Origin of the sequence: Vibrio sp. Y20_XG_PY13, assembly GCF_024181925.1 — a bacterium.
Lineage (GTDB): Bacteria > Pseudomonadota > Gammaproteobacteria > Enterobacterales > Vibrionaceae > Vibrio > Vibrio parahaemolyticus.
The window spans coordinates 346196-371972 of record NZ_JAMZAL010000001.1 but is presented as its reverse complement, the minus strand read 5'-3'; the positions used below and the strand labels follow the sequence as shown (position 1 = coordinate 371972).

22 protein-coding genes are annotated in these 25777 nt (G+C 45.5%); 7 read left to right on the top strand and 15 right to left on the bottom strand.

All coding sequences use genetic code 11. The features are described from left to right. Nucleotides 1-73 precede the first annotated feature (73 nt). From modC to NL646_RS01650, 4 genes are all read right to left on the bottom strand, one after another. Nucleotides 74-1180, bottom strand: coding sequence for a molybdenum ABC transporter ATP-binding protein ModC (gene modC, locus NL646_RS01665; RefSeq protein ID WP_253663757.1), 1107 nt, complete (start codon nt 1178-1180; stop codon nt 74-76). Next, entirely contained in the window at nt 1177-1866 is a 690-nt protein-coding gene (modB, locus tag NL646_RS01660) for a molybdate ABC transporter permease subunit (protein WP_005460972.1), read from the bottom strand. The genes modC and modB overlap by 4 nt, the downstream gene beginning before the upstream one ends. Nucleotides 1867-1893: 27 nt before the next feature. Then, a complete protein-coding gene (modA, locus tag NL646_RS01655; protein WP_005460922.1) occupies nt 1894-2649 on the bottom strand; it encodes a molybdate ABC transporter substrate-binding protein in 756 nt (251 codons plus the stop codon). Nucleotides 2650-2774: 125 nt separating this feature from the next. After that, nucleotides 2775-4226, bottom strand: a complete 1452-nt coding sequence (locus NL646_RS01650) for a cobyric acid synthase (protein ID WP_253663756.1) — start codon at nt 4224-4226, stop codon at nt 2775-2777. Between the two features lie 161 nt (nt 4227-4387). Here NL646_RS01650 and NL646_RS01645 point away from each other — a divergent pair, with 161 nt between their 5' ends. Next, nucleotides 4388-4759 (top strand): YgiW/YdeI family stress tolerance OB fold protein, encoded by a 372-nt coding sequence (locus NL646_RS01645; RefSeq protein ID WP_021484658.1) that lies wholly within the window; start codon nt 4388-4390, stop codon nt 4757-4759. Between the two features lie 155 nt (nt 4760-4914). Further along, nucleotides 4915-5451 (top strand): hypothetical protein, encoded by a 537-nt coding sequence (locus NL646_RS01640; protein WP_005460944.1) that lies wholly within the window; start codon nt 4915-4917, stop codon nt 5449-5451. Between the two features lie 77 nt (nt 5452-5528). Here the strand turns inward: NL646_RS01640 and NL646_RS01635 are convergent, their stop codons facing one another. From NL646_RS01635 to NL646_RS01625, 3 genes are all read right to left on the bottom strand, one after another. After that, nucleotides 5529-6212 carry a RimK/LysX family protein gene (locus NL646_RS01635; protein ID WP_025558626.1) on the bottom strand — a complete coding sequence of 228 codons (684 nt, stop codon included), beginning with the start codon at nt 6210-6212 and terminating at the stop codon, nt 5529-5531. Between the two features lie 11 nt (nt 6213-6223). Continuing rightward, entirely contained in the window at nt 6224-7411 is a 1188-nt protein-coding gene (locus NL646_RS01630) for an amino acid aminotransferase (RefSeq protein ID WP_005460937.1), read from the bottom strand. A 155-nt stretch (nt 7412-7566) separates the two neighbouring features. Next, nucleotides 7567-8424 carry an AraC family transcriptional regulator gene (locus NL646_RS01625; RefSeq protein ID WP_005460898.1) on the bottom strand — a complete coding sequence of 286 codons (858 nt, stop codon included), beginning with the start codon at nt 8422-8424 and terminating at the stop codon, nt 7567-7569. Between the two features lie 158 nt (nt 8425-8582). Between NL646_RS01625 and NL646_RS01620 the strand changes: the two genes are divergently transcribed. After that, nucleotides 8583-9968 (top strand): MATE family efflux transporter, encoded by a 1386-nt coding sequence (locus NL646_RS01620; protein WP_005460916.1) that lies wholly within the window; start codon nt 8583-8585, stop codon nt 9966-9968. 84 nt (nt 9969-10052) lie between these two features. Here the strand turns inward: NL646_RS01620 and nrdG are convergent, their stop codons facing one another. Both nrdG and nrdD read right to left on the bottom strand, forming a co-directional pair. Beyond that, nucleotides 10053-10523 carry an anaerobic ribonucleoside-triphosphate reductase-activating protein gene (nrdG, locus tag NL646_RS01615; protein WP_005394529.1) on the bottom strand — a complete coding sequence of 157 codons (471 nt, stop codon included), beginning with the start codon at nt 10521-10523 and terminating at the stop codon, nt 10053-10055. An 84-nt stretch (nt 10524-10607) separates the two neighbouring features. Continuing rightward, entirely contained in the window at nt 10608-12728 is a 2121-nt protein-coding gene (nrdD, locus tag NL646_RS01610; protein ID WP_025816119.1) for an anaerobic ribonucleoside-triphosphate reductase, read from the bottom strand. 309 nt (nt 12729-13037) lie between these two features. Between nrdD and NL646_RS01605 the strand changes: the two genes are divergently transcribed. After that, nucleotides 13038-13904 carry an endonuclease/exonuclease/phosphatase family protein gene (locus tag NL646_RS01605; RefSeq protein WP_253663755.1) on the top strand — a complete coding sequence of 289 codons (867 nt, stop codon included), beginning with the start codon at nt 13038-13040 and terminating at the stop codon, nt 13902-13904. An 88-nt stretch (nt 13905-13992) separates the two neighbouring features. Here NL646_RS01605 and NL646_RS01600 read toward each other — a convergent pair whose 3' ends face one another. Genes NL646_RS01600 through NL646_RS01580 form a run of 5 tightly spaced genes read right to left on the bottom strand, consistent with a single transcriptional unit; the run spans nt 13993 to nt 19607 of the window. After that, on the bottom strand, nt 13993-15048 hold the full coding sequence (locus NL646_RS01600; protein ID WP_025521778.1) for an efflux RND transporter periplasmic adaptor subunit: 1056 nt from the start codon (nt 15046-15048) through the stop codon (nt 13993-13995). Continuing rightward, nucleotides 15045-18353, bottom strand: coding sequence for an efflux RND transporter permease subunit (locus tag NL646_RS01595; protein ID WP_253663754.1), 3309 nt, complete (start codon nt 18351-18353; stop codon nt 15045-15047). The genes NL646_RS01600 and NL646_RS01595 overlap by 4 nt, the downstream gene beginning before the upstream one ends. Nucleotides 18354-18381: 28 nt before the next feature. Continuing rightward, nucleotides 18382-18840, bottom strand: coding sequence for a YeeE/YedE family protein (locus tag NL646_RS01590; RefSeq protein ID WP_005460965.1), 459 nt, complete (start codon nt 18838-18840; stop codon nt 18382-18384). A gap of 10 nt (nt 18841-18850) precedes the next feature. Continuing rightward, nucleotides 18851-19270, bottom strand: coding sequence for a YeeE/YedE family protein (locus NL646_RS01585; RefSeq protein WP_253663753.1), 420 nt, complete (start codon nt 19268-19270; stop codon nt 18851-18853). Between the two features lie 28 nt (nt 19271-19298). Next, nucleotides 19299-19607 (bottom strand): metalloregulator ArsR/SmtB family transcription factor, encoded by a 309-nt coding sequence (locus NL646_RS01580; RefSeq protein WP_005460911.1) that lies wholly within the window; start codon nt 19605-19607, stop codon nt 19299-19301. A 178-nt stretch (nt 19608-19785) separates the two neighbouring features. On the opposite strand from NL646_RS01580, the gene NL646_RS01575 reads away from it, so the two are divergent. Both NL646_RS01575 and NL646_RS01570 read left to right on the top strand, forming a co-directional pair. After that, the gene (locus tag NL646_RS01575; RefSeq protein ID WP_005460908.1) at nt 19786-19971 is read left to right on the top strand and encodes a DUF2892 domain-containing protein; all 186 of its coding nucleotides are present in this window, start codon (nt 19786-19788) and stop codon (nt 19969-19971) included. A gap of 71 nt (nt 19972-20042) precedes the next feature. After that, on the top strand, nt 20043-21746 hold the full coding sequence (locus NL646_RS01570; protein WP_253663752.1) for an FAD-dependent oxidoreductase: 1704 nt from the start codon (nt 20043-20045) through the stop codon (nt 21744-21746). Between the two features lie 107 nt (nt 21747-21853). Here NL646_RS01570 and NL646_RS01565 read toward each other — a convergent pair whose 3' ends face one another. Beyond that, a complete protein-coding gene (locus NL646_RS01565) occupies nt 21854-24178 on the bottom strand; it encodes an FdhF/YdeP family oxidoreductase (RefSeq protein WP_021821704.1) in 2325 nt (774 codons plus the stop codon). Nucleotides 24179-24845: 667 nt separating this feature from the next. Between NL646_RS01565 and NL646_RS01560 the strand changes: the two genes are divergently transcribed. Then, nucleotides 24846-25730: a LysR family transcriptional regulator gene (locus NL646_RS01560; protein WP_042770735.1), complete on the top strand. Its 885-nt coding sequence runs from the start codon at nt 24846-24848 to the stop codon at nt 25728-25730. The last annotated feature ends 47 nt before the right edge of the window (nt 25731-25777 follow it).

Sequence of the window (25777 nt, the reverse complement as noted above, 5' to 3'; positions counted from 1 at the left end):
GCTAGAATACAAATAATTAAGGCCGCATCGCGGCCTTTTTTTGATCATGCAATAAGTCAATTCTTTTATAGGTTTAATGCGGTGCTAGCGCAACGTCTCTCTGCGTGACACTCACACCTTTCACCTGAGCATAAACCTTGTCACCCACTTTCAAGTTCAAGTCATCAAGCGCCCATGGCGTAATAGTCGCCCACAAATAGCATCCATCATCTAACTGCAAAGAGACGTTAATACTTTGCTTATCATCTCCCGCGTTAAACGCTTCTATCGAATGAACTTCGGCAGGCAATACATTTCGGATTGACGTTGCTTTCGGCTGCTCTAAAGCGATGGAGACATCATTTGCACGCACCTGTAAACGAATTGGCGTGTCGGGCTCGCCATCAATCTTTTGAACCCAGAGTGACGCGTTTGGAGCCAGCTTCACACGAGTCAGCGCATATTGCGAATGGTGTGCATCGATCTTTCCTTCAAACAGACTGCTTTGATCGGAGAATGATTGCCATGGTCGCATTGCGTGAGAAGCCCAAACCTCTTCAAGTTTGCCAGATGTGGTTACTTGTCCTTTATCTATAATCGCAAGATGCTGAGCAAGCCTCAAAATCTCTTGTAGGCTATGCGTTACATAGATAATGGGAATATTCACCTTGTCTGACAACTCTTCCAGAAATGGCATGACTTCACGCTTTCTGGGCATATCCAGTGATGCGAGAGGTTCATCCATCAACAACAAATCCGGCTTCGATAACAGTGCACGAGCAATAGCGACACGTTGCTTTTCACCGCCAGAGAGTGAGATTGGAACACGCTTTAAAAGAGGTTTGATGGAGAGCAAGTCCGTCACGGTATCAAAATACGCGTCATCCTTTTCCTTCACCCCATACAAAAGATTGCCCTGCACAGAGTAATGAGGAAATAAACGCGAGTCCTGGAATACATACCCGATTTTACGTTTATGCGTTGGTAAATTGATCCCATGTTCACTGTCAAACAAGACGTGATCGCCAATTGCAATTCTGCCCTGTTTTGGCGTCACCAACCCACTAATCACATTGATTAATGTGGTTTTACCAGCTCCAGAACGTCCAAATAATGCACTTATTTCGTTACGTGGTAACGAAAGATCGATATCAAAATTAGTTTCGCCAAGCGTTTGTTTGAATTGAATTTTAATCGTCATCGCTTCGCTCCCAATCTGCTTGCCGCTTTACGATTCAACCACTCGGAGATCATCAACGTCGATAAAGCGAGTGCAATAGAAATGATACACAAACGTGCCGCTTCCATTTCCGCTCCCGGCGTTTCAATAAAATTGTACATAGCGAGAGGAATGGTTTGTGTCTCCCCGGGAATATTGGACACAAAACTGATGGTTGCGCCAAACTCACCCAGACTGCGGGCAAACGACAGCATAGTGCCCGTGATGATCCCAGGAATCGTCAGAGGCAAAGTAATGGTTAAAAAGACTTTTAAAGGCGATGCGCCCAACGTGGATGCCGCGTGTTCCAGTTTAGGGTCCACACTCTCCAAACTTAACCGGACAGAGCGAACCATCAAAGGCAATGCGACAACAATACAAGCGACAACTGCCCCTTTCCAATTGAAGCTAAACACCAAACCTAAATGCTCATAGAGCCAACGCCCTAAAAAGCCTTGTCGCCCTAACGAGACTAACAACAAATAACCAATCACCACTGGTGGAAGCACCAGTGGTAAATGAATCAAGCTATCTAAAATAGATTTGCCGAAGAACTCTTTGCGAGAAAGTAACCAAGCAAGAAATACACCTAAAGGAATAAGCCAAAGTACCGCATAAGCGCCAACTTTTAAGCTCAACATTAGGGCTTGGTATTCAAGTTCTGTCACTCTTTGTCCCTATTATTGAAAACAGCATTATTGTTGGAAACCGTAATGAGCAAAAACTCGCTTCGCGTCTTCCGATTTCAAATACTGGAAGAATTGTCTCGATTCCGTTGAATCGTTCACTACCGCCGCTGGATAAACGATAGCCGCGTGCGTGTCACTCGCAAACTCGCCAACAATTTTCACTTTGCTAGTCAACTGCGCATCGGTCTTATAAACCACCCCTAAAGGAGCTTCTCCGCGCTCAACTAAAGCCAAAGCAAGACGTACATTTTTTGCTGGTGCAACTTTGGTTTGAATCTCTTTCCATACCCCCAGTGTAGTCAGTGATTCTTTCGCGTACATCCCTGCCGGCACAGACGTAGGATTGCCCAATGCGAGGCGACTGCCATTTAACGCCGCTTCCCAAGCTTTTGCATCCGCGAAGTTAAATACGGCTATGCTTGACGATTGAGGTGCAATAAGAACGAGGCTATTACGCACTAAATTAGTGACATTGTCACTATCTATAACGCCTTCATCAACCAAGTAGTCCATCCATTTCGTGTTTGCAGAAATAAACACATCGGCTGGAGCACCATTGATAATTTGTCGTGCGATCGAAGACGAGCCGCCATACACAGGCGTAACTGTTACGTCATACTTTTCTTTAAAATCTTGAGCGATTTCGTCAATCGCATTCGTCATCGAAGACGCAGCATAAACTTTCAGATCCGTTGCTGCATTTGTTGAGAAAGAAATGCTTAATATTGCCGCTAGGCAAGCATGCGTTTTCCATGCTTTCATAAAGTGACTCCGTACAAGGCAAGCGAAAATTCTATCTAGCCAAATGAATGCGTTCCCAGCCCGATCCGTTTTTCTAATAAGGAGCCGAGAGAAAATTTGGTTAAAGATAGCGTTTGGTTAACGAGTTATTTAAACAGAAAGTCAAGGTTCATGTGTTGTTCTATCGCATCCGCAATACGGTTAATACCTTGTTCTTTCAATACTTCAAAATCTTGCTGTTTGACCTGAGTGCCATTCACCCACTCAGTAATGAGGTTTAGCGCTTCCGCTTCATCAAAACATCCGTGCAAGTAGGTTCCCATAACTTGGCCACATTCACTAATGGCACCGTCACATTCTCCGTTGTCGAGTTCAAGCGGTTGTTCGTCAAGTACCCGACTTCTACCAACATGAATCTCATAACCTTTCACCTTCGCTTTTTGGTTATTGAGATTGAGCACAGCTTCAGTCTTGGTGAGCTGTTTACTACCAGTCAGCACGGTATGAACATTCAATAGTCCCAAACCTTCGCTTGAACCCGGTTCACCTTCTACACCGTCTGGATCATCAATCGTTTTACCAAGCATCTGGTAGCCACCACAAATGCCCATTACTTTTCCACCTAAACGAATGTGGCGCAGAATGTCTTTATCCCAACCTTGGCTTTTTAGATATGCCAAATCGTCTCGTACTGATTTCGTTCCCGGTAAAATGATGAGATCGGCTTTATCGATCTTCTCACCTTTCCCAACATAGCGAAGATTAATGTCGGGATTTAAGCGTAAAACATCAAAGTCAGTATGATTGCTAATGCGCGTTAACACCGGAACAACCACATTTAACTTAACTTCAGAGTTCAACTCCTGCTGTGCAGTAATGGCGTCTTCGGCTTCTAGGTTCAAGCCGTGCAGATATGGCAACACGCCTAAAACAGGCTTACCCGTTTTTTCTTCTAGCCAATCCAGACCTGATTGCAGCAAACGAATATCGCCACGAAAGCGATTAATGACAAACCCTTTTACTCTCGTCTGTTCAGATTCAGAAAGTAACGCCAATGTTCCGTATAAATGCGCAAACACACCGCCACGATCAATATCCGCAACAATGATCACTGGCACATCGGCTGCTTCCGCAAACCCCATGTTTGCGATATCGCCTTCTCTCAAGTTGATTTCCGCTGGGCTACCAGCACCTTCGATCATGATCGAATCAAACTCTTTAGTCAGCTTGGAAAACGAATCCAACACAGTGTTCATGGCCACTTTTTTGTAGTCGTGGAAACTGGCGGCATCCATATTCGACAAAGCCTTGCCTTGAAGAATGATCTGAGCACCTGTGTCGCTATTTGGCTTAATCAAAACCGGATTCATGTGAACAGTTGGCTCAATGTTACACGCCTGAGCTTGAACCGCTTGAGCTCGTCCAATTTCACCGCCATCTTTGGTTACGGCACTATTGAGCGCCATATTTTGTGGCTTAAGTGGGGCAACATTTATCCCTTTTCTGGCTAATACACGGCATAAACCTGCCACAAGCACACTTTTTCCGGCATCCGAGGTGGTGCCTTGAACCATTAACGATGGAATTGCTGATTTCATGAACATTTGTAAGGAGTAAAAGAAGATGAACAATCATAACGTTATCGTCAGTCCTGACTCAAGCAAATGAATGGAATATGAATGTTGAAATCATCATTGGTTCAAACTCGGTTTGTTTTAATAGCACCATCGAAAACAAACACACATAGGAATCAAACATCATGAAAAAAACAATTATCGCAACAATTGCAGCATTGACTATTGCCCCATCTATCGCACTTGCAAAAGATCCCAGCCAAACCCCATCTAACGTGCAATTTGGCGGCCCAGTTACCGTCGAAAAGTTAGATACACTATTGAAAGATTCCAATATGTTCACAGAGAAAGACGTAGTAGTAGAAGGTAATTTACTCCGCCAAGTTCGTGCTGATACATTCATTTTTAGCGATGGAACCGGTGAAGTTATGATCGAGTTAGACGATGACATTCGTCTAAATTCTCCGATTGACCAAACCACCAAAGTTCGCCTGTTTGGTGAGTTCGAAGGTGGCAACAAGCCAGAAATCGAGGTTGAGCAATTAGTCATTATGTAAGGTAGTCACAAATTTCGCTTTATATCAGCATGATGTAAGAAATTGTGTCTGTTAACAGATGACGGCAAGCACTTAAAATGATAGCTTTACGATTCTTGGTCTGCTTTTTGCAGACCATTTTTTTGTTCATTTTAATCATCTTGCCCGGAGACGCCATGCTAGGTAAAGCTCTAAAGGTTGCAGCCATTGGTTTGTGTGCTGTTTTGCCACTATCCGCACATGCAAATAATTTCAACTACAACATGATGGAATTTCGCATGGGCACTAGCCCTGGTACTTTTGGTGGCGAGTTCACTACGTACTTTACAGAAAACACCCACTTTGTTGCGCGCGCTGACAGTGAATTCAGTGGTGACTGGGATGTTGCTGGTGGTATTGGTTTCAATGGCCCTGCTGGTCAATTTGCTGATATTTACGGTCAGATGTTGGTACATAACATCAAAGAACACGGCAGCGATAAAGTTGGCGATGAGTGGCGTACAGAGGTCAACATTGGTACTCGCATTTGGTTTATGCAAAATTTAGAACTTCACGCGCGCCTTGGTCAAATCATGGATAACGACAACGCCAATACGATTTACAACGTTGGTGCTCGATTCCACTCGACACAACAGCTATCTTTAGGCGCAGATTTCAAAAACAACGGTGTTTATGGTCAGCAGATCGTAATGTCTGCCCGTTTCGCGTTCTAGTGTTGATTCAGACTAATCTGATTTCTCTGTAAGATAAAAAGGCCTCCGTTTTGGAGGCCTTTGTCGTATTAAAACTCTTATTTTTTGGTCGACTTTGTTGGTTTGTCTTGAATGTACTTTTTAGACACATCCACAACTGCGATATCTCTGAAGAAGCTTCGGCCTAAGAGAATTGGAAACTTCATGTGATCGCGGTCCGCTAGAGTAAACTCCGTCTTCTCTTTGTAGTCGCCAACTTGGATATAAGCGACAACAACAGCTCGTTTATCTACTTCATCAGAAGATGATTGCTTCACCTTAGCCCAACGCTCAACAGGCACTTTGAACTCTTTGCTCGTCTTACCATTGATGTCGATTTTAAACTGAACCCAATCTTTACCATCACGCTCAAAAGGCACGATTTCCGTCGCACTGATTGAAGACGTTGTTGCACCGGTATCGACTCTCGCTTTAAACGTCTGGTCAATCGCGGGCACATAAACCCACTCTTCTGAACCCAAAATCAGCATACCATCAGGTGTTTTTTGCACCTTCACAGGTTTTTCTGGTTTTGGTTCTGGTTTCTTTTCAGGCTTTGTTTCCGGTTTAGGTTTCACCTCAGGCTTAGGTTCAACCTCTGGCTTCACTTCTGGTTCAACCGTCGCCGGTTGTTCAACTTTTGGCGTTTCTGGCTCAACAGGCTCTGTGGTCGTTTGAGTTGACGTACAAGCAATTAAACTGCCGCTCATCATAAGCGGCAGAATCAGTTTCCAGTTATTCATCCACACTCCAATTAAGGTTGAGATATTTTCTTAATTGCGTCAGCTACGTATGGAATATGAGTTTCGGTTAAGCCAGCGATGTTAATTCGACCATCGCCAACACCATAAATGCCATAATCTTCACGCAGTTGCGCCATTTGGTTTTCACTAAAGCCTAGCACAGTAAACATGCCTTTGTGACTCTCAATGAAGTCAAATTGATCTGTATTATGGTTGTTTCTCAATTCGTTACACAAACTTTGACGAAGGCTGACCAAACGTTGTTGCATTTCGCTCAACTCTTGCTTCCAGACAGAAGTCAGGTTCGCATCTTGCAGAATGGTTTTCACTAAAGCAGCACCATGATCGGGTGGCATAGTGTACGTAGATCGCGCCAACGTTAACAATTTGCCTTTCGCGTTAGTGATGTCTTGCGTGTTCTTACCCACAACAATAGCAGCACCAGTACGTTCGCGGTACAAGCCAAAGTTTTTAGAACAAGAAGTTGTAATCAACATCTCTTCGACATTATCCGCCATGTAACGAAGACCTTTTGCGTCAGCTTCTAAGCCGTCACCAAAGCCTTGATACGCGATATCAACAAATGGCGTAAAACCGTTCTTTTGAGAAAGTTCTGTAATAGCTTGCCATGCGGAAAAGTCGATGTCTGCGCCTGTTGGGTTGTGACAACAACCATGCAGTAGAACCACATCTGTCGGCCCTGCTTTAGCAAGATCATCCAGCATTTTTGCAGTGTCGACTTGTTTCGTTTCTGGCGAGAAATAATGGTAGAACTTAACTTTAAGCCCAGCAGCTTCCATTACTGGCTTGTGGTTCACATAGCTTGGATTCGAAATCCAAACCGTTGTATCTGGTTGTGCGACCTTCATTAGGTCACCCAGCATACGCAGTGCACCACTTGCTCCTGGCGTTTGAATTGCAGCAACACGATCCATCGCTGACGTTCCCGTCAGTAGAAGATCAATCATGCTTTGGTTGAACTCTTCACAACCAGCAAGACCAACGTAAGATTTGGTTTTTTGAGTTTCAACAACGACATCTTGAGCCATTTGAATGGCTTTCATGATCGGCGTTTCGCCTGCGCTGTTTTTGTATACGCCAATACCAAGGTCAACCTTGTTTGGACGTTCATCGTTACGGTATGCAACGGATAAAGATAAAATTGGATCTAATACGGGAGTTGGTAGATTAGAAAACATGAAAGTCATAACCCTTTGAAATTCAAGTATCGAACCTCACGTTAACACTATCGTTAAAAATGGCGAAATGATTTTTCACTTATTTCATCAATTAGAGGAGAATATTCTGAGAGCCAAGAGGTTCTGTGCGCCCAATCGTTCACAAAAAGTACGAATCACTTCTCAGGATCTCGCTCTATTCTTCCATTTTGTCTGAACTCTCTTGGCGTCATGCTCGACCACGCTTTGAAGCGCGTACTAAAGTTTGCGCTGGTTGGGTACCCGACAATCTCACCAATATGTTGAATCGGCCACTCTGTTGAACGAAGTAAACGCGCGGCATACTCCATTCGCATGCGCATCAAGTGTGCCATCGGGCTTCGACCAAATTGTTGCTGCGTTAAACGATGTAAATGGGGCTCCGAACATGGATAGAGTGCCGCTAACTGCTCAACGCTCCAGTCTTTATGTAATTGACGCTGAACGAGGTCAAATACGCGGCGAAGTTTAAGCTGATTGCGAGAAACAGATTCCGAAGACGGCATATTCAGCATCAATTCCAGTTGCGCTACGCTGTGAGCACCGACCGCACTACCGTAATCAATGGACAGATTTATGCTACGAAGCAATGTCTGAATACATGAATACATCACTTCCGGTGCAGGTGTTAGTTGATAGCTGATGTTTTCTCCAACCATCGACCACTCTTTATGTTGGGAAAGAAATACCCAAGCGATTTGCCACGTTTCATCTTCCATTCCAAACCCATTTTCAATCCCCGCAGGCACGACCACCAGCGATCCGGGTTCAAGTTCATAACGGCACGCCCCACTTTCTAACCAGCCTTTACCACGCACAGTATAAAGCAGCATGTGTTTCTTCTGGTTCTTGCGATAAACGGAAAAGAAGTCACGGCAAGTCGCGATCCCACACTGCACAATGCCTCGTTCTTCCAGTGCAAGCACTCGCGTGTGATCAATGAACTCTTGATAGGTTTTCTCTGAGATGGTGTAGCGCTCTTGCTTTTCTTCCATGTCGGTGGCTCGTGCTGTGAGTCATCGCATTTTTACAATGACAAAATTTATTTGCGGGTGTTAGTTGAGAGTTTTGCAAAAGTTTTGGATGCCTTTGAAAAATACAACGCGAAATCATGGGGATAAACTACTCGCATCAATCTTTAAGGAGAAATGCGATGCTCTTAACACGCGAATACATCGATAAAGCATTTTGGCAAAAGCTGATTGCGATTGGCCTCCCTGTTTCATTGCAATCCATGCTTTTTGCGTTGCTCGGCGTCGTGGATATTTTCATGGTGAGTCTACTCGGCGAATCCGCAACAGCTGCGGTCGGTGTCGGAAACCGCATCTTTTTCTTTAACCTTGCGGTCGTTTTTGGCCTGTGTGGTGCGGTAACGGTGCTGGCTTCTCAATATTACGGTTCAGGGAATATGGCGGGAATTCGCAGAACGTTGGCGCAGTCTTGGTGTATTTCCATTTTAGTGACGCTGCCATTTATTGTTCTTTATGCGATTTTTGATGAAGAGATCGTCTCTTTCATGTCAGACGATCCTGAATACGTCACTTATGCACGTGATTATCTTGTGGTTACGGGCTTTAGTCTCATTGCAACGGCGATAGTGGTACCGATTGAAGCGGTATTGCGCTCCGTAGGCCAAACCAAACTGGCAACCAACGTTAGTATCTCCGCCATTGTTGTAAATGTCGTGCTGAACTCCGTTTTGATTTTCGGTTTATTTGGATTTCCTCAATGGGGCGTATTTGGTGCAGCAGTCGGTACTTTTGTTTCTCGATTTTTCCAAACTGCGGTATTGATTTACTTTTTCTGCAAACGTTATGCGCACCTGATTCCGACCAAATTCGATTGGGCACAAGGCCGTTTAAAGCAGTATCGTCAAAAATACTTTAAGGTTTCTCTACCCATGTTGGTCCACGATGCACTCTGGACTGGTGGGCTGATCGTTTACAGCATCATCTATGGTCAATTGGGCGTTTCAGAACTTGCGATCATCTCATTCTTATCGCCAATTGAAGGTGTACTGATTTCAACCTTTATGGGATTTGCGGTCGCTGCATCCGTTCTTCTTGGGAATGATATTGGCGCAAAACATTATGATCGGGTCGAGAAAACAGCGTGGTGGTATGTGTTAACCAGCGCAATCTTAGCCACCTTACTGTTTTTCCTAGTGTGGTTGAGCTCGCCTTTGATTCATCATCTATTGGTGCTGAGCCCATTAACCGATGCAGAAATGGCACTCAACGTATGCTTAGTCATGGCGCTGGGTATGATTTTGAGAGTGTTTAACATGGTAGGGATTGGCGGCGTACTAAAGAGTGGTGCGGATATTCGCTACAGCATTTTTATTGATACGTTCGGTCAGTGGGCTATTGGTATTCCCCTGACCTATTACACTGGTATGGTACTCGGGTTGCCTTTACATTTTGTCTTGATGTCTCTGCTAGCTGAAGAATTTGTGAAAGGCGTACTGACGACTTATCGTATCCAATCTAAACGTTGGATAAACAATATGGTCGAAGATGACCAAACGGTGACAGCGTAACTGTAAATGCACTGACGAACTCACACCAAAAGGGCTCACCCGTTATGCACGCGTGAGCCCTTTTTATGTTTGGAGAATACTTGGTTAGATGTCTGTAAAGCGATGAATGATTTGGTTTGAACTACCACGCCATTCGAGATTGAGGTCTTTCTTGTCTTGTTCAAACTTACCATCAATCAAAACGTCGATGTATTGCACCACTTCTCTTTGCGCGTCATCCAGTTCAGCCAGCGTGTAGCCTGTCCAAACCCAGATGTCTTTACCGGGACACTCTTCTCTCACCCTTTTCACGATCTTTAAAATATGAGGTACATTAGCAGGATGAAGCGGATCTCCGCCCGACAACGACAAACCGCGACGTTTAATGCGCGTGTCATTCAAGTCATTGATGATCTTATCTTCCGCTTCTTGCGTGAACAACACACCCGAATCCAAGCGTTGCGTCGACTGATTATAACAGCCACGACACTGATGCACGCACCCCGACACAAACAATGTGCAGCGCGTACCCGGTCCGTTAACAACGTCAATTGGATAATATTGGTGGTAGTTCATAATGCGTCTCTTTGTTATCGCGAAAAAGAAAATCAACCTAAAGCAGGTTGATTTTCAAAGTGTTGAATCGAGTGGTAATTAACCTTATAGGTGTTTCACTCGACGTTTAACTTCTTCTTGTTTACCGAAGTTAAACGGACGTGCATCTGGGCTGCCCAAGTAGCCACATACGCGACGTGTCACCGATACTTTGGTTGAATCGTGGTTGCCACAACTTGGGCAAGTAAAGCCTTTGCTTGTACATTCAAACTCACCGGTGTAACCACATTCGTAACACTCATCAATCGGAGTGTTGGTTCCGTAGTAAGGAACGCGGGTGTAACTGTAGTCCCACACGTTTTCTAGCGCTTCTACGTTACGTTGCATGTTCGGGAACTCACCGTAACAGATGAAGCCACCGCTTGAGATTTCTGGGTAAGGCATCTCGAAGTCGATCTTGTCGTAAGGGTTAACCTTCTTCTCAACGTCCAAGTGGAAGCTGTTGGTGTAGTAACCTTTGTCTGTTACGCCTTCAATCAAACCAAACTCTTTGGTGTCGATGCGGCAGAAACGACTACATAGGTTTTCACTTGGTGTTGCGTACAAGCTAAAGCCATAGCCAGTTTCGTCAGCCCATTGGTTCACCGCATCTTTTAGATGTTTGATGATCGCGACCGCTTTTTCACGCAATACGGCATCATCGTAAACGTGAGCTTCAGTACCAAACAACGCGTTGATAGTTTCATGCACGCCAATGTAGCCTAGAGAAATTGACGCACGGCCGTTTTTGAAGATTTCTGCAATCGAATCGTCCGCTTTCAAGCGCACACCACATGCACCTTCCATATATAGAATTGGTGCAACGCGCGCTTTTACGTTCTCTAGACGAGAAATACGCGTTTCCAGTGCTTTACGAGCAAGACGTAGACGATCATCAAGAAGTTCATAGAACTTCTCTTCGCTGCCTTTTGCGCGAAGCGCAATACGCGGTAAGTTCAAGCTAACTACACCAAGGTTGTTACGACCTTCATGGATAAGTTCGCCATCCTCTTCGTAAGTGCCTAGGAAGCTACGACAACCCATAGGTGTTTTGAATGAACCAGTTACTTCCACGACTTTGTCGTAGTTAAGAATGTCTGGGTACATACGTTTTGAAGCACACTCAAGTGCAAGTTTCTTAATGTCGTAGTTTGGATCTTCTGCCTTGTGGTTTAGACCGTCTTTAATACCGAACACCAATTTAGGGAATACGGCGGTTTTACGGTTTTTGCCAAGACCAGCGATACGGTTTTTCAAAATCGATTGCTGAATAAGACGAGACGCCCAGCTTGTACCAAGACCAAAACCAAATGTAACGAATGGCGTTTGACCATTTGCCGTGTGCAGTGTGTTTACTTCGTACTCTAGCGATTGGAATGCGTCGTAACACTCTTTCTCAGTGCGCGCTTTAGCGAACTCTTCTGGCTCGGTAATGTTCCACTCTTTCGCGATCTCTAGATGTTTCTCGTAGCTTGTCATAACGTACGGAGCAAGCACTTCGTCGATACGGTTGATTGTCGTACCGCCATAAATATGGCTAGCTACTTGAGCAATAATTTGCGCCGTTACGGCAGTCGCAGTTGAAATCGATTTAGGCGTGTCGATTTCTGCATTACCCATTTTGAAGCCGTGCGTTAGCATGCCTTTTAAATCGATAAGCATACAGTTAAACATCGGGAAGAAAGGCGCGTAATCCAGATCGTGGTAGTGAATGTCGCCCACTTCGTGTGCTTGAACCACATCACGAGGCAGGATGTGCGTTTTCGCGTAGTGCTTCGCCACGATACCCGCTAAAAGGTCACGCTGAGTTGGGATAACTTTGCCGTCTTTGTTCGCGTTTTCGTTGATCAAATCAAGGTTACTTTCTTCAATCAAGCCTTCGATTTCACGAGTTAGTGCACTTTGCTTTTCACGCGCGATGTCGCGGTCATGGCGATATTCAATGTAAGAACGTGCTAGGGCTTTGTAAGGACCTTGCATGAGTTCATTCTCGACTAAGTCTTGAATCTCATGGATGTGAACTTCATCGTGATCTTTTAGCTGTAACTCGACAGCAAGAGCGACATTAAGAGCATAAATGGCGACATCTTTATCTTTGTTTTCCGCTGCCGCTTCAACTGCTGCTTGGATACGATCCCTGTTGAACGGAGCTCTTGAGCCGTCACGCTTGATTACGATTGGTTTCACTTTCTTCTCCTTACCCCAGCATACTCACAGAGTTATCCACAAACACACTATATGGGGTTATTTTTTATTCTGCTAACACAATATATTGTGGCGTATTTAACGAAAAGCACCACTTGAAAACATTGATTTTGATCAATAAAGATCGGCTAGCGGACAAGAACAAATCGATCTTATTGGTACTGATCTCAGTTGCGAAGAAAACCGTGAAAATTGCAAAATTGGAACTAAATCTACTTGCTTTTTTGGGATGTCTTATAGAATAAAGGTTGGAAAGGAATACGCTAAAAACCAGGAGTGAAACAAGCCAATATGCGATCACTATTTGTTACTGCCTTATTAATTTTTAGTTCAACGTCACTTGCTCAAAACTCCATCAACTTAACCAGTTGGAATATAGAATGGCTGTCTATAAATGGAGGTAAGGTTTCGAGAACCAGTGACGATTTCGTCAAACTCAACCAATATGTGGATAAAACTCAAGCCGACATCATCGCCTTTCAGGAGGTCGACTCCAAAGCCGCGGTTCAAAAAGCCGTAGGCGATGGCTACGTGATTTATCTCTCTGATCGAGCTCAATCAAACAATAAGCACCTTCAGTTTTCTGATACCAATCAGTACACTGGTTCTGCTGTGCGTAAAGACATTGAAGTGTCTGACCCAGCAGACTTCTCAATCACGCGTGGTAATAGCAAGTTGCGCTTTGCCAGCTACATCGTCGTTAACCCAAACCAAAAGGACGAGCTTCACCTGCTCTCTGTGCATCTAAAAGCAGGATGCAGCGGAGCGTATAAAAACAGTCGTGATTGCCAGACACTGAGTCAACAAGGAGAAGCACTTGCGAAATGGATGAGCGAGAGAGAAAAGAAAAAAGAGCAGTATGCCGTAATGGGCGATTTCAATCACAACTTGTCGTATCAACGTGATTGGTTGTGGGCGATCATGACGCTCGGTAACGATGCACAATTGGTAACGCGAGATACCCAAGCCGATTGCAAGGTTCGCTCAAATAAAAACCCAAGCAAAACACACCAATTCCGCTCTTTGATTGATCACATTATTGTTAGCCCGCAAATAAAAGCGAAAAACGCGCATCAAACGCTGTTTAGCTCACAAGATGTTTTAGATTACAAACTGAGTGACCATTGCCCTGTAAACGCAACGGTAACGCTTAACTGAACGAACAAAATAGCCCAGCATGATGCTGGGCTATTTTATGTTGTTTGCTAGATAGACGTTTAACTAGTTAACAAGAGAAACCGTTCTATCAAAGCGCTCTTGGATTCAGCAGCACTATGTCACCCTGCTTTAACCCAGTTCGCACTCTCCCCAACTCTCCAAGCTGAATAAGCCGAGTTTCTACCTCACCGCTGTCTTGCACCACTTTTACGTAGTCCAATTGGCCAACTTGGTAAACCGCCTCTTTTGGCACGCGAAGTACAACATCGTCGGTCAAGGTCAACGCGACTTTGGCGTATGTACCTGGATAGATAGCCGTTGGCGGCTCAAATTGAAGCTTTACGGTATAACTGCGCGAGTTGGCATCTGCCGACGGCGTCACTTCTTTTACAGCCGCTTGCGCGTTGAGGTTGTAAGACGGAAAAACAACGTCCACTTCTTTGTCATAAGTCACATAAGGCATGACAGACTCAGCAAAGTTCACCTCTATTTCCAACGAGTTTGGATTGTACATTGATAAAAGCAAAGCCCCCGGCGTCGCGGTATCACCTTTGTTGATGGGCTTTTGCGTGATCAAGCCATCAAACGGTGCAGTAATGATGCTGTAGCCAAAGGTCGTTTCCGCCTCAGAGACCGCCGCTTGCGCTTTATTGAAGTTGGCTTGTGCGGTTTGCAACGCACTTTCCGCTTGGTCAAATTGCGATTGAGGGATCAGTTTTTTGTTTAAAAGCGCTCTGACACGAGAAAACTCCTTTCTTGCCGCATTGAGCTGCGCTTGTGCAGAGGATAAAGCCTGCTCACTTTGACGAACTCGCGCGTCGAGATCATCGCTTTCTAGCCGCGCCAACACATCTCCTTGCTTCACCCTATCGCCAACCTTCACCAATACCTCCATCACCGATGCCGTTAACCGTGCCGCGATATCGGCGTGCTGCTCTGCAACGACGACGCCCGGAAACTCTCGAACAACCGGTTCGCTGGTTAACATCAGTTGATGTGTCTCTGCATTATTTACATCAATCTGGTTAGTTTTCGCGTCATGTTCGGTCGGCAACTTTTCTGTAAAAAATCCAGCCATATAGAGAAAAAGAAGCGCGAGTATGGCAAACAGAATCACGCCTAACCATTTGGTATCTAATTTCATTGCTCTTCCTCCATCTGAGGTAATCCATGTCCTTTGATGTTTTGGTATGCAAGGTTGTAAACCACCGGAACCACAAGCAACGTAAAGATGGTCGAGGCGGTAATTCCGAATATGATTGCCCAAGCCAAACCGTTAAAAATTGGGTCTAACGTAATCACGACATTACCCAGTAACGTTGTACCCGCGGTCAGTAATATTGGCCGCATACGAACAACACCAGATTCAATCAACGCATCATGTAGGCTACGACCTTCAGCCAGCGATTGCTGAACAAATTCAATCAAAACGAGTGAGTTACGCACCACAATCCCTGCTAGCGCAATCATGCCGATCATCGCGGTCGCCGTGAACAGAGCTGGATTCGGGTAATTACCGATGTCACTGCTTAACACATTCAAAATCCAGAACCCCGGCATAATCCCAATCACGGTCAGTGGTATCGCCAGCATGATGATGCCCGATACCGCAGGTAAACCTGTTTGAATCAACATCACCACAAATACGCCAAGTAGCGCAGCGCCATAAGCAATGCCTAAATCGCGGAATACGTCCACTGTGATTTTCCATTCCCCCTCACCACTCCAAACTACTTCGATGTTGTCTGGCACGCTCCAAGTGACACCAGCTCCATTGCTCAAGTACGTGCGATCTTGCCAGTGACGATGCACATCTTCCGCGTGAGTTGTATCTTGGTCAGCCATCACATCGGCAATCACTTCACCCGGAACACGCCCAACTACCTCGGCGTAGACATACACAACAGGCTTGAGGTTTTTATGGAAAATCGGTTTGTCCGCTGCGCGTTTCACAAAATGACCGACTTCAGACAACTGCACGATAGGCTGAGGAGCATCCACAACAGCCCCATTGGATTCTACTTTTGCAATCCCCGGACGGCCTCGCACATAAAGCTGCTCTAGTTGATTCAGGTTATCTCTGTCTTCGCGTCGGAGCTGCACTTCGATAGGTAGTGGATCCACTTCTCTTGGATCGGCTATATAACCGAGCACTTTGGCGTTCGCGGCGGTAATCAGCGTGTTATTGATATCAGCAACAGAAACACCGGACAGCGCCGCTTTTTCTTGATCAACGATGAATTGCCACGTTTCTAAATCACCTTGGATGCTGGTATCCACCTCAGAAACCAACTGTTCTTTGCGAAGCCTATCCGCGACTTTCTCTGCTTGGCTCATCAGATCTTCATAAGATGTCGCTTCATCACCGTAAACTTCTGCCGTAATGGTGGCGATAACAGGCGGGCCTGGCGGCACTTCGACTAGCTGCACGTCAGCGTCAAACTTATCTGCAATCTGCTCTAAATCCGCCCTGAGTCGTGTCACCAGTTCGTGTGATTGCATTGCGCGGCGATTCTTCTCTGCAAGAACGACTCGAAGCTCGCCTTGGTATGGTTCGCTACGCATAAAGTAGTGGCGCACCATGCCGTTGAAATCCATTGGGGAAGCGGTGCCTGCAAAGCCCGACACACTTGTCACTTCCGGCACCGTCATTAAATAGTCCGTAAAGCTCGACAGCGCGTTGGAGGTATCCACAAAGCTTGAAGACTCTGGCATGTTTAATACCAATTGGAACTCATTTTTATTGTCATAAGGCAGCAACTTGAGTGGAACTAAGCGAAGTGCTGGCAACAATGCTGCCAAGACGAACAACAAGGCAACCAAACCAAGGAACAGCCATGCTTTCTTGCGGCTTTCAAGTAGCGGAATCAACACACCACGATACAAACGATACATCGGCGAAGATTGGATGTCATAGTGGCCGTTTTCCTCAGCACCTTTGAGTAGCTTCTTGGCAAGCCAAGGCGTGATCATAAACGCGACAACGGTACTAAAGATAACGCTGATCGGAACGTTGAACGCCAGTGGCGCCATGTAAGGCCCCATCATCCCAGTGATAAAAAACATCGGCGTAAACACGATCACGATTGCGACCGTCGACATTAACAAGGCGCTACGAATTTCTGCCATGGCGAGAACAATCGCGTTGGTTCGTGTTAGATTTTTGCGTTTGAGGTAGCGTTCAATGTTGTCGATACTCGCGATCGGATCGTCCACGATCAAACCTAGCGCCAAAATCAACGCAAAGAGTGTGACTCGGTTGATGGAATAGCCAAATGCCAAGTCCATCCCGAGCGCGGCACCATAGCTAATCGGAATCGCGATACCAACCACCAATGCGCTTCGCCAGTTCAAGAACAAACCGACAAACACCACGACCGTTAGAATAGAGATGCCAAGGCTTGATACCAAGTTGTTTACTTTCGCATTCGCCGTTTCGCCATAGTCACGAATGACTGCAACTTGAACTTGTGGAGGAAACTGCTCGGATTGAAGCGCCGCCAGTTTATCCCGAACAGACTGAGCGACGTTAACCGCGTTCGAGCCTTTTTGTTTAGCGACAGAAATGAATACCGCTGGGTATGCTTCATCGTGGTTTTTATCGCGATACCAAGTATCGGATGTTGCCTCACCTTCACCGTCGTAAATACGCGCGACATCTTTCAAATAAACGGGTTTGCCATTGAGCACCGCGATAACAAGATCGCCAACTTCTTCGGCGTTGGTCAGAAACCGTCCCGACTCCAATGTGTAATTTTGCCCGTTTACGCGAACGTTCTTGCCTTGGGTTTTGCTATTACTGAGCTGAATGGCCTGTTCGAGGTCATCGATGGTTACTTTGAAGTTTGCCATCGCAACGGAATCAAGCTCTATCTGGATTTTTCTCGGCTCACCGCCAATCACTTCCACCTTGTTGGTGGCATCCAATGATTTAATGCCTAACGTGGCTTGGTCTGCAATACGTCTCAACTGATGGCGATCGAGAATGTCTGGATCGGTGGAATAAATTGCGGCAACAACAATGGGTACATCATCGATTTCAACAGGCTTTACAAGCCAGTTAGTGACAGAAGGAGGAACTTTGTCTTGGTTGGAATAGAGTTTGTTGTAAAGCTTAACCAGAGCATCTTCGCGGTTTTCACCTACATAGAAACGAACGATGACTTGCGCAGCACCTTCCATTGACGAAGAATAAACGTATTCCACACCGTCAATTTGGCTAACAAGCTTTTCTAATGGTTCAGTGATTTGATTTTCGACTTGAGAAGCGCTGAGTCCGGGAGCCGAAACCAATACATCGGCCATCGGCACAACGATTTGCGGGTCTTCCTCTTTCGGGGTCAACCACAAGGCCGCAGCACCGACCACAAGCGCGAGTAAAATCATGATCGGAGGGAAAAAGCTGTTCATCACAGACTGAACAAAACTTCGCTTTAGTTTGTCGGGCATCCTTTCCCCTCCATATCAGATTGATTGTTTACGCGTTCGCGGTTTTCATCTTCTTCGCGTTACGGTTAGTAATGATCGCTTTCGCGAACAGAGATCCAACTAACATCGCAAGGAAGAACACTACAATGCTCACGTTGCCTAATGCCAGACTCGCAACTGCAGGGCCAGGGCAAATACCTGCCAAACCCCAACCTAAACCAAAGATCGCCGCACCAGATAACAAACGTCCGTCGATGTTCTTATTGGTTGGTGTGCAAAACGCTTCACCGCTAACTGATTGTTTTCTCGGCTTGATGATTAAAAAATAGCTTGGCATGAATACCGCGAGTGCGCCACCCATCACAAAAGCCAAACTTGGGTCCCAACTGCCAGAAATATCTAAAAATCCAATGACTTTAGCTGGGTCGATCATGCCGGACACCGCCATGCCCATACCGAATAACACACCGCTCAAAAGAGCAGAAAAACGAAAAATAGTCTTGTTCATGGAATCTCTCTTAAACTAGGTGAAGTCGAACGAATACCGTTAGGCCAGCGACGGCCATAAATACACAGGCCGCCACAATAGAGCGCTTAGACAAACGGCCCATGCCACAAATGCCGTGTCCGCTAGTACATCCGTTACCCAGTCTGGTCCCGATTCCGACCAATAAACCAGCGGCAATCACCATCCCTAAAGAAAGGTTCGCGGTACTAGGAGCCGCAACGCCCAACATCAGAACGCTAATCAAGCCACCAGCTATCATTCCAACCGCAAAAAGCAATCGCCACGAATAATCACCTTTTTTCGGTGACATAATGCCATTCATAATTCCACTGATTCCGGCAATTTTACCGTTAACCAACAACAATATAGTGGCGGAGATCCCTAACAAAATGCCACCAAACAACGATTCCCATGGAATAACGTTTAACATTATTTACCTCTAAAATCTTAGCTACGAATTAGTTACAGAAAACGCCATGAAGCGCTTTAATTAATGACTCAACTCTCGGTTCTGACAATGAATAAAACACTTGCTGTGATGCCTTACGAGCCGTGATCAATTTGTGCTTGCGAAGCACCGTTAAGTGCTGTGAAAAGGCGGACTGGCTAAGGAACGAGTTCTTTTGCAGTTCCCCAACACCAACTTCACCTTGGGTCAGTTGGCACAACACCATTAGCCTTTCCGGATGTGCCATTACTTTTAGGAGATCAGCAGCTTCATTGGCATTGCCTTTCATTGCTGCTACATCCATATCTGTATAGCTCATGACTCACCTCTACATTAAAAACTAAATTAGATATTACTAAAACAATATCTTTAGTCAACACTAAATTAGCAATTGTGAATTTAGATAAATTAACATTAGACATTTCTAATTTAGTTAATTATAGTGATGAACATCAAAGGATGGCGTTCTCAGTTTGAGAGTACGAAGGAGAAGAGTTATGACGTTAGAAAATGCAGTACGAGTTTTTGCAGGCACGATGGTATTGGTCTCGGTCATACTAACCGTGTTCGTTCACAGTAACTTCATTTGGTTCACCGTGTTTATCGGCGTTAATCTTATTCAAAGTGCTTACACGGGAATCTGCCCTGCTGCTTATTTTTTAAAGAAATTTGGTTTTAGATAATCTAGAGCGTAGTGACCTTTCACACTGGCTATTCGTGAAAGGTCAGCTCGCCCTAAAACTTGGAGTTAAAAATGACTAAGATCTTAATCGTCGGTGGTGTTGCAGGTGGTGCATCTGCGGCGGCGCGTGCTCGTCGTCTAAGCGAAGATGCCGAAATCATCATGTTTGAACGTGGCCCGTTTGTTTCATTTGCCAACTGTGGTTTGCCTTATCACATCGGCGGCGATATCCAAGAACGCAGTAAGTTACTACTGCAAACGCCAGAAAGCTTTTTAGCACGTTTTAACGTTGATGTTCGCGTGATGAATGAAGTAGTTTCTATTAACCGACAGGACAAAACCGTTACGATCAAAAACCTGTTGGATGAGTCTGAATACGTAGAATCATACGACTTCCTACTGCTTAGCCCAGGTGCTGGCCCTATTGTTCCACCAATCCCAGGCCTCGATAACCCGCTCACCCACTCGCTACGTAACATTCCAGATATGGATCGCATCATCGAAACGATCCAAATGAACAAGCCAGAACATGCGACGGTTGTTGGCGGCGGTTTCATCGGTTTAGAAATGATGGAAGCCTTCCACCAACTTGGCATTAAAACCTCTCTGATCGAAATGGCAGACCAAGTCATGACGCCAGTAGACCGTGAAATGGCAGGTTTTGCTCATGCAGAAATTCGTGACAAAGGTGTCGACCTCAAACTTGGCGTCGCGCTTGAATCTGTGAAATTCGTACCTAACGAGCACGTTGCAAGTTTCGACTCTGGTGAGAGTGAGAAACACCAACACCTAGAAGGTGAATTGGAGTTAACACTGAACAACGGTGAAAAACTCACTACCGATATTCTGATCATGGCAATCGGTGTACGTCCTGAGACAAAACTGGCGCAAGAAGCTGGCCTTCAAATTGGTGCGCTAGGCGGTATTTACACGAACGAATACATGCAAACCAGCGATCCTTCGATCTACGCTGTCGGCGACGCGATAGAAGAGAAAGACTTCGTGACAGGCGAGCAAACTCTAGTGCCACTTGCAGGCCCTGCAAACCGTCAAGGCCGTATGGCAGCGAACAATATGCTCGGCCGCAAAGAAACCTACCAAGGCACACAAGGGACAGCGATTTGTAAGATCTTTGACCTTGCAGTGGCTTCTACCGGTAAAAACGAGAAGCAACTAAAACGCGCTGGTATCGCATACGACAAAGTGTACGTGCATACAGCAAGCCACGCGAGTTACTACCCTGGCGCTGAAGTGGTGTCGTTCAAAATGTTGTTCGATCCAAAATCAGGCAAGATTTTAGGTGCTCAAGCAGTTGGTAAAGATGGCATCGATAAACGCATCGACGTTATGGCTGTTGCACAACGTGCTGGCATGACGGTTGAACAACTGCAGCATCTTGAACTGACTTACGCGCCACCTTACGGCAGTGCGAAAGATGTGATCAACCAAGCGGCATTTGTGGCAAATAACATCATCAAAGGTGACGCAACGGCGATTCATTACGATGAAATCGACAACCTGACTGAAGATCAAATTCTCCTCGACGTCCGTAACCCGGGTGAATTGGAGTCTGTTGGTTATCTTGAAGGGGCAATCAACATTCCGGTTGATCAGCTGCGCCATCGTATGGGTGAACTACCAAAAGACAAAGAGATTGTGATTTACTGTCAAGTAGGCTTGCGCGGTAACGTGGCATACCGTCAACTCGTCAACAATGGTTACAAAGCTCGTAACTTGATTGGTGGTTACCGTACTTACAAGTTTGCAAAAGCGTAATGTAATCTTCGCAAACATTAAATCGGTTTGATTTGAGAAATAAAAACGGCTGATACATATATCAGCCGTTTTTTCTTATCCCGAATATTGTAGTGCTGGTTTGGTAACTATTCCGTTTCCACCAAAGCGATCTTATCGGATGTCGATTTTTCCAATTTGATCGCAATAAACTTGGAGGTTGGCGTAAATGTTCTATCCCCATAACTATCTAAAGGAACCAATGGGTTTGTTTCTGGATAGTAAGCCGCCGCCTGACCTGCTGGTACATCATAGGCAACAAGCGTAAATCCGCTCACACGGCGCTCAACGCCATCTTCCCACAATGACACCATGTCCACTTTGTCACCTGGTTCAAAACCGAGTTTACGAATATCCGCTTCATTGATGAACAGCACTTCGCGCATACCAAATACTCCACGATAACGGTCATTCAAGCCGTAAAGTGTCGTATTGTATTGGTCATGTGAGCGCATGGTTTGCAAAATCAAATCTGGCTTTTGGCCTTTTTCGAGTATCGCTTCGCTGATCAACTGCTTCGGCAACTCGCTAGAGCTGAACTGTGCTTTGCCGCTTGGTGTATTCCATCGACGCTCGGCAGCTGGGTTTACCAAGTGGAACCCACCCGGGTGTTTAAGCTTATGGTTAAAGTCGGTAAAGCCCGGAATCGTGTCGGCAATCAAATCGCGAATACGGTCGTAATCTTCAATCGCCCACAACCAATCAATTGGTTTTGCCCCGAGTGTCGCATTGGCAATACCGGCAATAATCGCTGGTTCTGAACGCAAATGCTCCGAACGCGGTTTTAGCTGACCAAATGAGATATGTACCATGCTGAAAGTATCTTCAACCGTCACGCCTTGTGGGCCAGTTGCTTGCTGATCAATCTCGGTACGGCCTAAGCACGGAAGAATAAGCGCATCTTTACCTGTGACAAGGTGAGAACGATTTAACTTCGTCGAAATGTGTACGGTTAAATTACAGTTTCGCATCGCGTTGTGCGTACGTTCTGTGTCTGGCGTTGCTTGTGCAAAGTTACCGCCCAAACCGATAAATACTTTCGCTTGCCCTTCTTCCATTGCTTTAATGGCTTGCACAGTGTTGTGGCCTTCACCACGCGGGACGGCAAAGTTAAATCGACTTTCAATGCGATCCAACAACAGATCTGAAGGTTTTTCATCAATGCCCATCGTACGGTCGCCCTGAACGTTACTGTGACCTCGCACTGGTGAAAGACCCGCGCCCGGCTTACCAACGTTACCTCGTAACATTTGCACGTTTGCGACTTCTTTAATGGTTGGCACGGAGTGACGATGCTGAGTCAACCCCATCGCCCAACACATGATCACACGTTCTGCACGTCGATACATGCTCGCCACCATCTCGATTTCACTTAAATCAAGACCCGATTGTTCCGCGATGTGTTCCCAAGAGGTTGCGTCCACTTCAGCCAAATACTCATCAATACCTATCGTGTGTTGCTTGATGAACTCACGGTCAAATACCGCTTTGCCACCGTTTTGCAATGCCTCGCGTTCCCATTGCAACAAGAATTTCGCGATACCACGAAACACTGCCATGTCTCCGCCCAAAGCAGGACGCAAGTACGCCGTGTTGGTAGGCTCTGAGCCATTACTGAGCATCTCAATCGGCATTTGTGGGTTTTGGAAACGCTCTAAGCCGCGCTCTTTCAGCGGGTTTAGACAGATAACCTGAGCACCACGTTTTACCGCTTCGCGCAGAGGTTCAAGCATTCGTGGGTGATTCGTGCCCGGGTTTTGACCAATCACAAAAATCGCGTCGGCTTCTTCAAAATCATCAAAGATCACTGTGCCTTTACCAACGCCAATGGTGTCTTTCATCCCTATTGCACTGGCTTCGTGACACATGTTGGAACAATCTGGGAAGTTGTTGGTACCGAATGCGCGCACAAATAGCTGATATAAAAACGCCGCTTCGTTGCTTGCACGGCCAGAGGTATAAAACTCCGCTTGGTGTGGTGAATCCAATTGGTTGAGATGTTTAGCCACAAGAGAAAAAGCCTCATCCCAAGAGACAGGCACATAGTGATCGGACTCGGCATCGTATCGCATTGGGTGCGTGATACGGCCTTGGTATTCCAACCAGTAATCGGTTTGCGTTGAGAGAGATGAAACGCTGTGATTGGCAAAAAACTCAGGATCAACCAGACGATTGGTCGCCTCCCAGTTTACCGCTTTCGCGCCATTCTCACAGAAATTGACTTTACCACTATCTGGCGACTCGCCCCATGCACATCCCGGACAGTCGAAACCGCCATTTTGGTTGGTTTTGAGCATAGTGCGAATGTTTTTAACTGCATTTTCACTGCCCCACCAACTTCTGGTTACGGCTTTCAGTGCACCCCAACCACCAGCTGGACCTTTGTATGTTTTTATTTGTTCTTTTTGGCTCACGACTTTACTCCTCGCAGATATACCAGCAAGCAGGGTGCCCGTGAAAACAAGCGCGTTATTTATTGAGATAATGCGGAAGTATTGAAGGGCTTAGTTTCTAATCCATGTATTTTTTAATCCAAATAAGTAACCACTCAACATGCTCTCGCTTGTCCGAGCGTTTACTTATCTAGATTCTTGATATCGGATACCCGCCTACTGTTTCTAAGACTGTTAGATTCAATTTGCATTGTTGCGTCTTGATCTAAATCAAAGATTAAGTCGATATTCAATATGCGTCCAATTGATAATCCTGACCGAGTGATAAACAAAATCTATGACGAATTTTTCCACTGGACGGTCATCACATTTTTAATCAATACAATTTATGAGGTTAATCGTTTTTCTATTCGATTCTGCCTAGTTCGCTTAACGAACTCAATAAAATCGCTACTCTTGATAATAGATAATATCTATCACACTATAGATACTTTAAATTTGACCCTAATTAATATCAGGAATAGCCTTGATTCAGATCAATTTTGAGTGTGGTTTTATTCTTGACTTGGTTTTGGTTTTTCATTCCCCAGTTAAAACGCTCCAGCGCTTAAAAAGTACGGTAGTGCTGTGCCCTTTTTAGGGAGTTCCCCCGTACATGTGACTCACAACGCAAGGTTAACAAGCCATTATGGATATCAAACAACTTAAATATCTCATCGCACTTGAACAGACCAAACACTTTGGTCAAGCCGCCGCATTGTGCCACATTACGCAGCCTACCTTGTCCATGAGAATCCGAAGCTTAGAGGAAGAACTCGATCTCGAATTAATCCAAAGAAGTCAACGATTTGAAGGATTCACTGAAGCCGGAGAACGCATTTTAGCTTGGGCAAAAACCGTCTTAGCAGCTCATGATGGATTGCAAGCCGAAGCCGCCAACTGCCGTGGTCAGTTAGTCGGCTCTCTTCGGCTTGGAATAGTGCCACTCGCCAGCCAAAACCCTATGCAATTGCTCAAACCATTAGCTCAACAGTTCCCTGAGTTACGCTTTCAAATACTCTCCATGACGACCGAACAGATCATAGACCAACTCAATCGCAATCAACTAGATTTGGGGATGTGTTATGTCGATCAAGTAAACACCGCTTACTTCGATGTTATCGAGCTAGATTCAACCAAACTTGGCGTTTTATTCGATGAGCGTCATTTTGATTTTGCCGAATCTGAAGTGTTATGGGAGTCACTCAATAACATTCCGCTAGGGCTGCTTTCGAAGGGCATGCACTATCGCCACTCCATTGATCTTAGCTTTGTGAGTAAAGGGCTGGTTCCGCAAACCGTCATTGAAAGTAACTCCACCTTCCACTTGATCCAAGCAGTAACCAGTGGCCTTTGTTGCGCCATTATGCCTCTGAATTGTGGATTGGAAGAGTTGAACGATACGCTTCGCATTATCCCTATCGAAGAAGCCGCCGTTCACGCCCCGCTAGGTTTGTTAAAGCGAAAACAAGAACCCTTCTCCGCGCTAACCGATCAGTGCTTCGCAGAAGCAAAAAACATATTCAATCGATAACAAGAATCCACACGTCAATTTTTGGCATACATAACGGCTTATGAGGT

Excerpts from the sequence above, each read along its gene's own strand:
- NL646_RS01570 (WP_253663752.1), top strand. The coding sequence starts at position 20,043 with ATGACTAAGATCTTAATCGTCGGTGGTGTTGCAGGTGGTGCATCTGCG.
- modC (WP_253663757.1), bottom strand. The coding sequence starts at position 1,180 with ATGACGATTAAAATTCAATTCAAACAAACGCTTGGCGAAACTAATTTT.
- NL646_RS01585 (WP_253663753.1), bottom strand. The coding sequence starts at position 19,270 with ATGTTAAACGTTATTCCATGGGAATCGTTGTTTGGTGGCATTTTGTTA.
- NL646_RS01590 (WP_005460965.1), bottom strand. The coding sequence starts at position 18,840 with ATGAACAAGACTATTTTTCGTTTTTCTGCTCTTTTGAGCGGTGTGTTA.
- NL646_RS01605 (WP_253663755.1), top strand. The coding sequence starts at position 13,038 with ATGCGATCACTATTTGTTACTGCCTTATTAATTTTTAGTTCAACGTCA.
- NL646_RS01580 (WP_005460911.1), bottom strand. The coding sequence starts at position 19,607 with ATGAGCTATACAGATATGGATGTAGCAGCAATGAAAGGCAATGCCAAT.
- NL646_RS01625 (WP_005460898.1), bottom strand. The coding sequence starts at position 8,424 with ATGGAAGAAAAGCAAGAGCGCTACACCATCTCAGAGAAAACCTATCAA.
- NL646_RS01620 (WP_005460916.1), top strand. The coding sequence starts at position 8,583 with ATGCTCTTAACACGCGAATACATCGATAAAGCATTTTGGCAAAAGCTG.
- NL646_RS01630 (WP_005460937.1), bottom strand. The coding sequence starts at position 7,411 with ATGTTTTCTAATCTACCAACTCCCGTATTAGATCCAATTTTATCTTTA.
- NL646_RS01560 (WP_042770735.1), top strand. The coding sequence starts at position 24,846 with ATGGATATCAAACAACTTAAATATCTCATCGCACTTGAACAGACCAAA.
- NL646_RS01575 (WP_005460908.1), top strand. The coding sequence starts at position 19,786 with ATGACGTTAGAAAATGCAGTACGAGTTTTTGCAGGCACGATGGTATTG.
- NL646_RS01640 (WP_005460944.1), top strand. The coding sequence starts at position 4,915 with ATGCTAGGTAAAGCTCTAAAGGTTGCAGCCATTGGTTTGTGTGCTGTT.
- modA (WP_005460922.1), bottom strand. The coding sequence starts at position 2,649 with ATGAAAGCATGGAAAACGCATGCTTGCCTAGCGGCAATATTAAGCATT.
- nrdG (WP_005394529.1), bottom strand. The coding sequence starts at position 10,523 with ATGAACTACCACCAATATTATCCAATTGACGTTGTTAACGGACCGGGT.
- NL646_RS01650 (WP_253663756.1), bottom strand. The coding sequence starts at position 4,226 with ATGAAATCAGCAATTCCATCGTTAATGGTTCAAGGCACCACCTCGGAT.
- NL646_RS01595 (WP_253663754.1), bottom strand. The coding sequence starts at position 18,353 with ATGCCCGACAAACTAAAGCGAAGTTTTGTTCAGTCTGTGATGAACAGC.
- NL646_RS01645 (WP_021484658.1), top strand. The coding sequence starts at position 4,388 with ATGAAAAAAACAATTATCGCAACAATTGCAGCATTGACTATTGCCCCA.
- NL646_RS01635 (WP_025558626.1), bottom strand. The coding sequence starts at position 6,212 with ATGAATAACTGGAAACTGATTCTGCCGCTTATGATGAGCGGCAGTTTA.
- NL646_RS01600 (WP_025521778.1), bottom strand. The coding sequence starts at position 15,048 with ATGAAATTAGATACCAAATGGTTAGGCGTGATTCTGTTTGCCATACTC.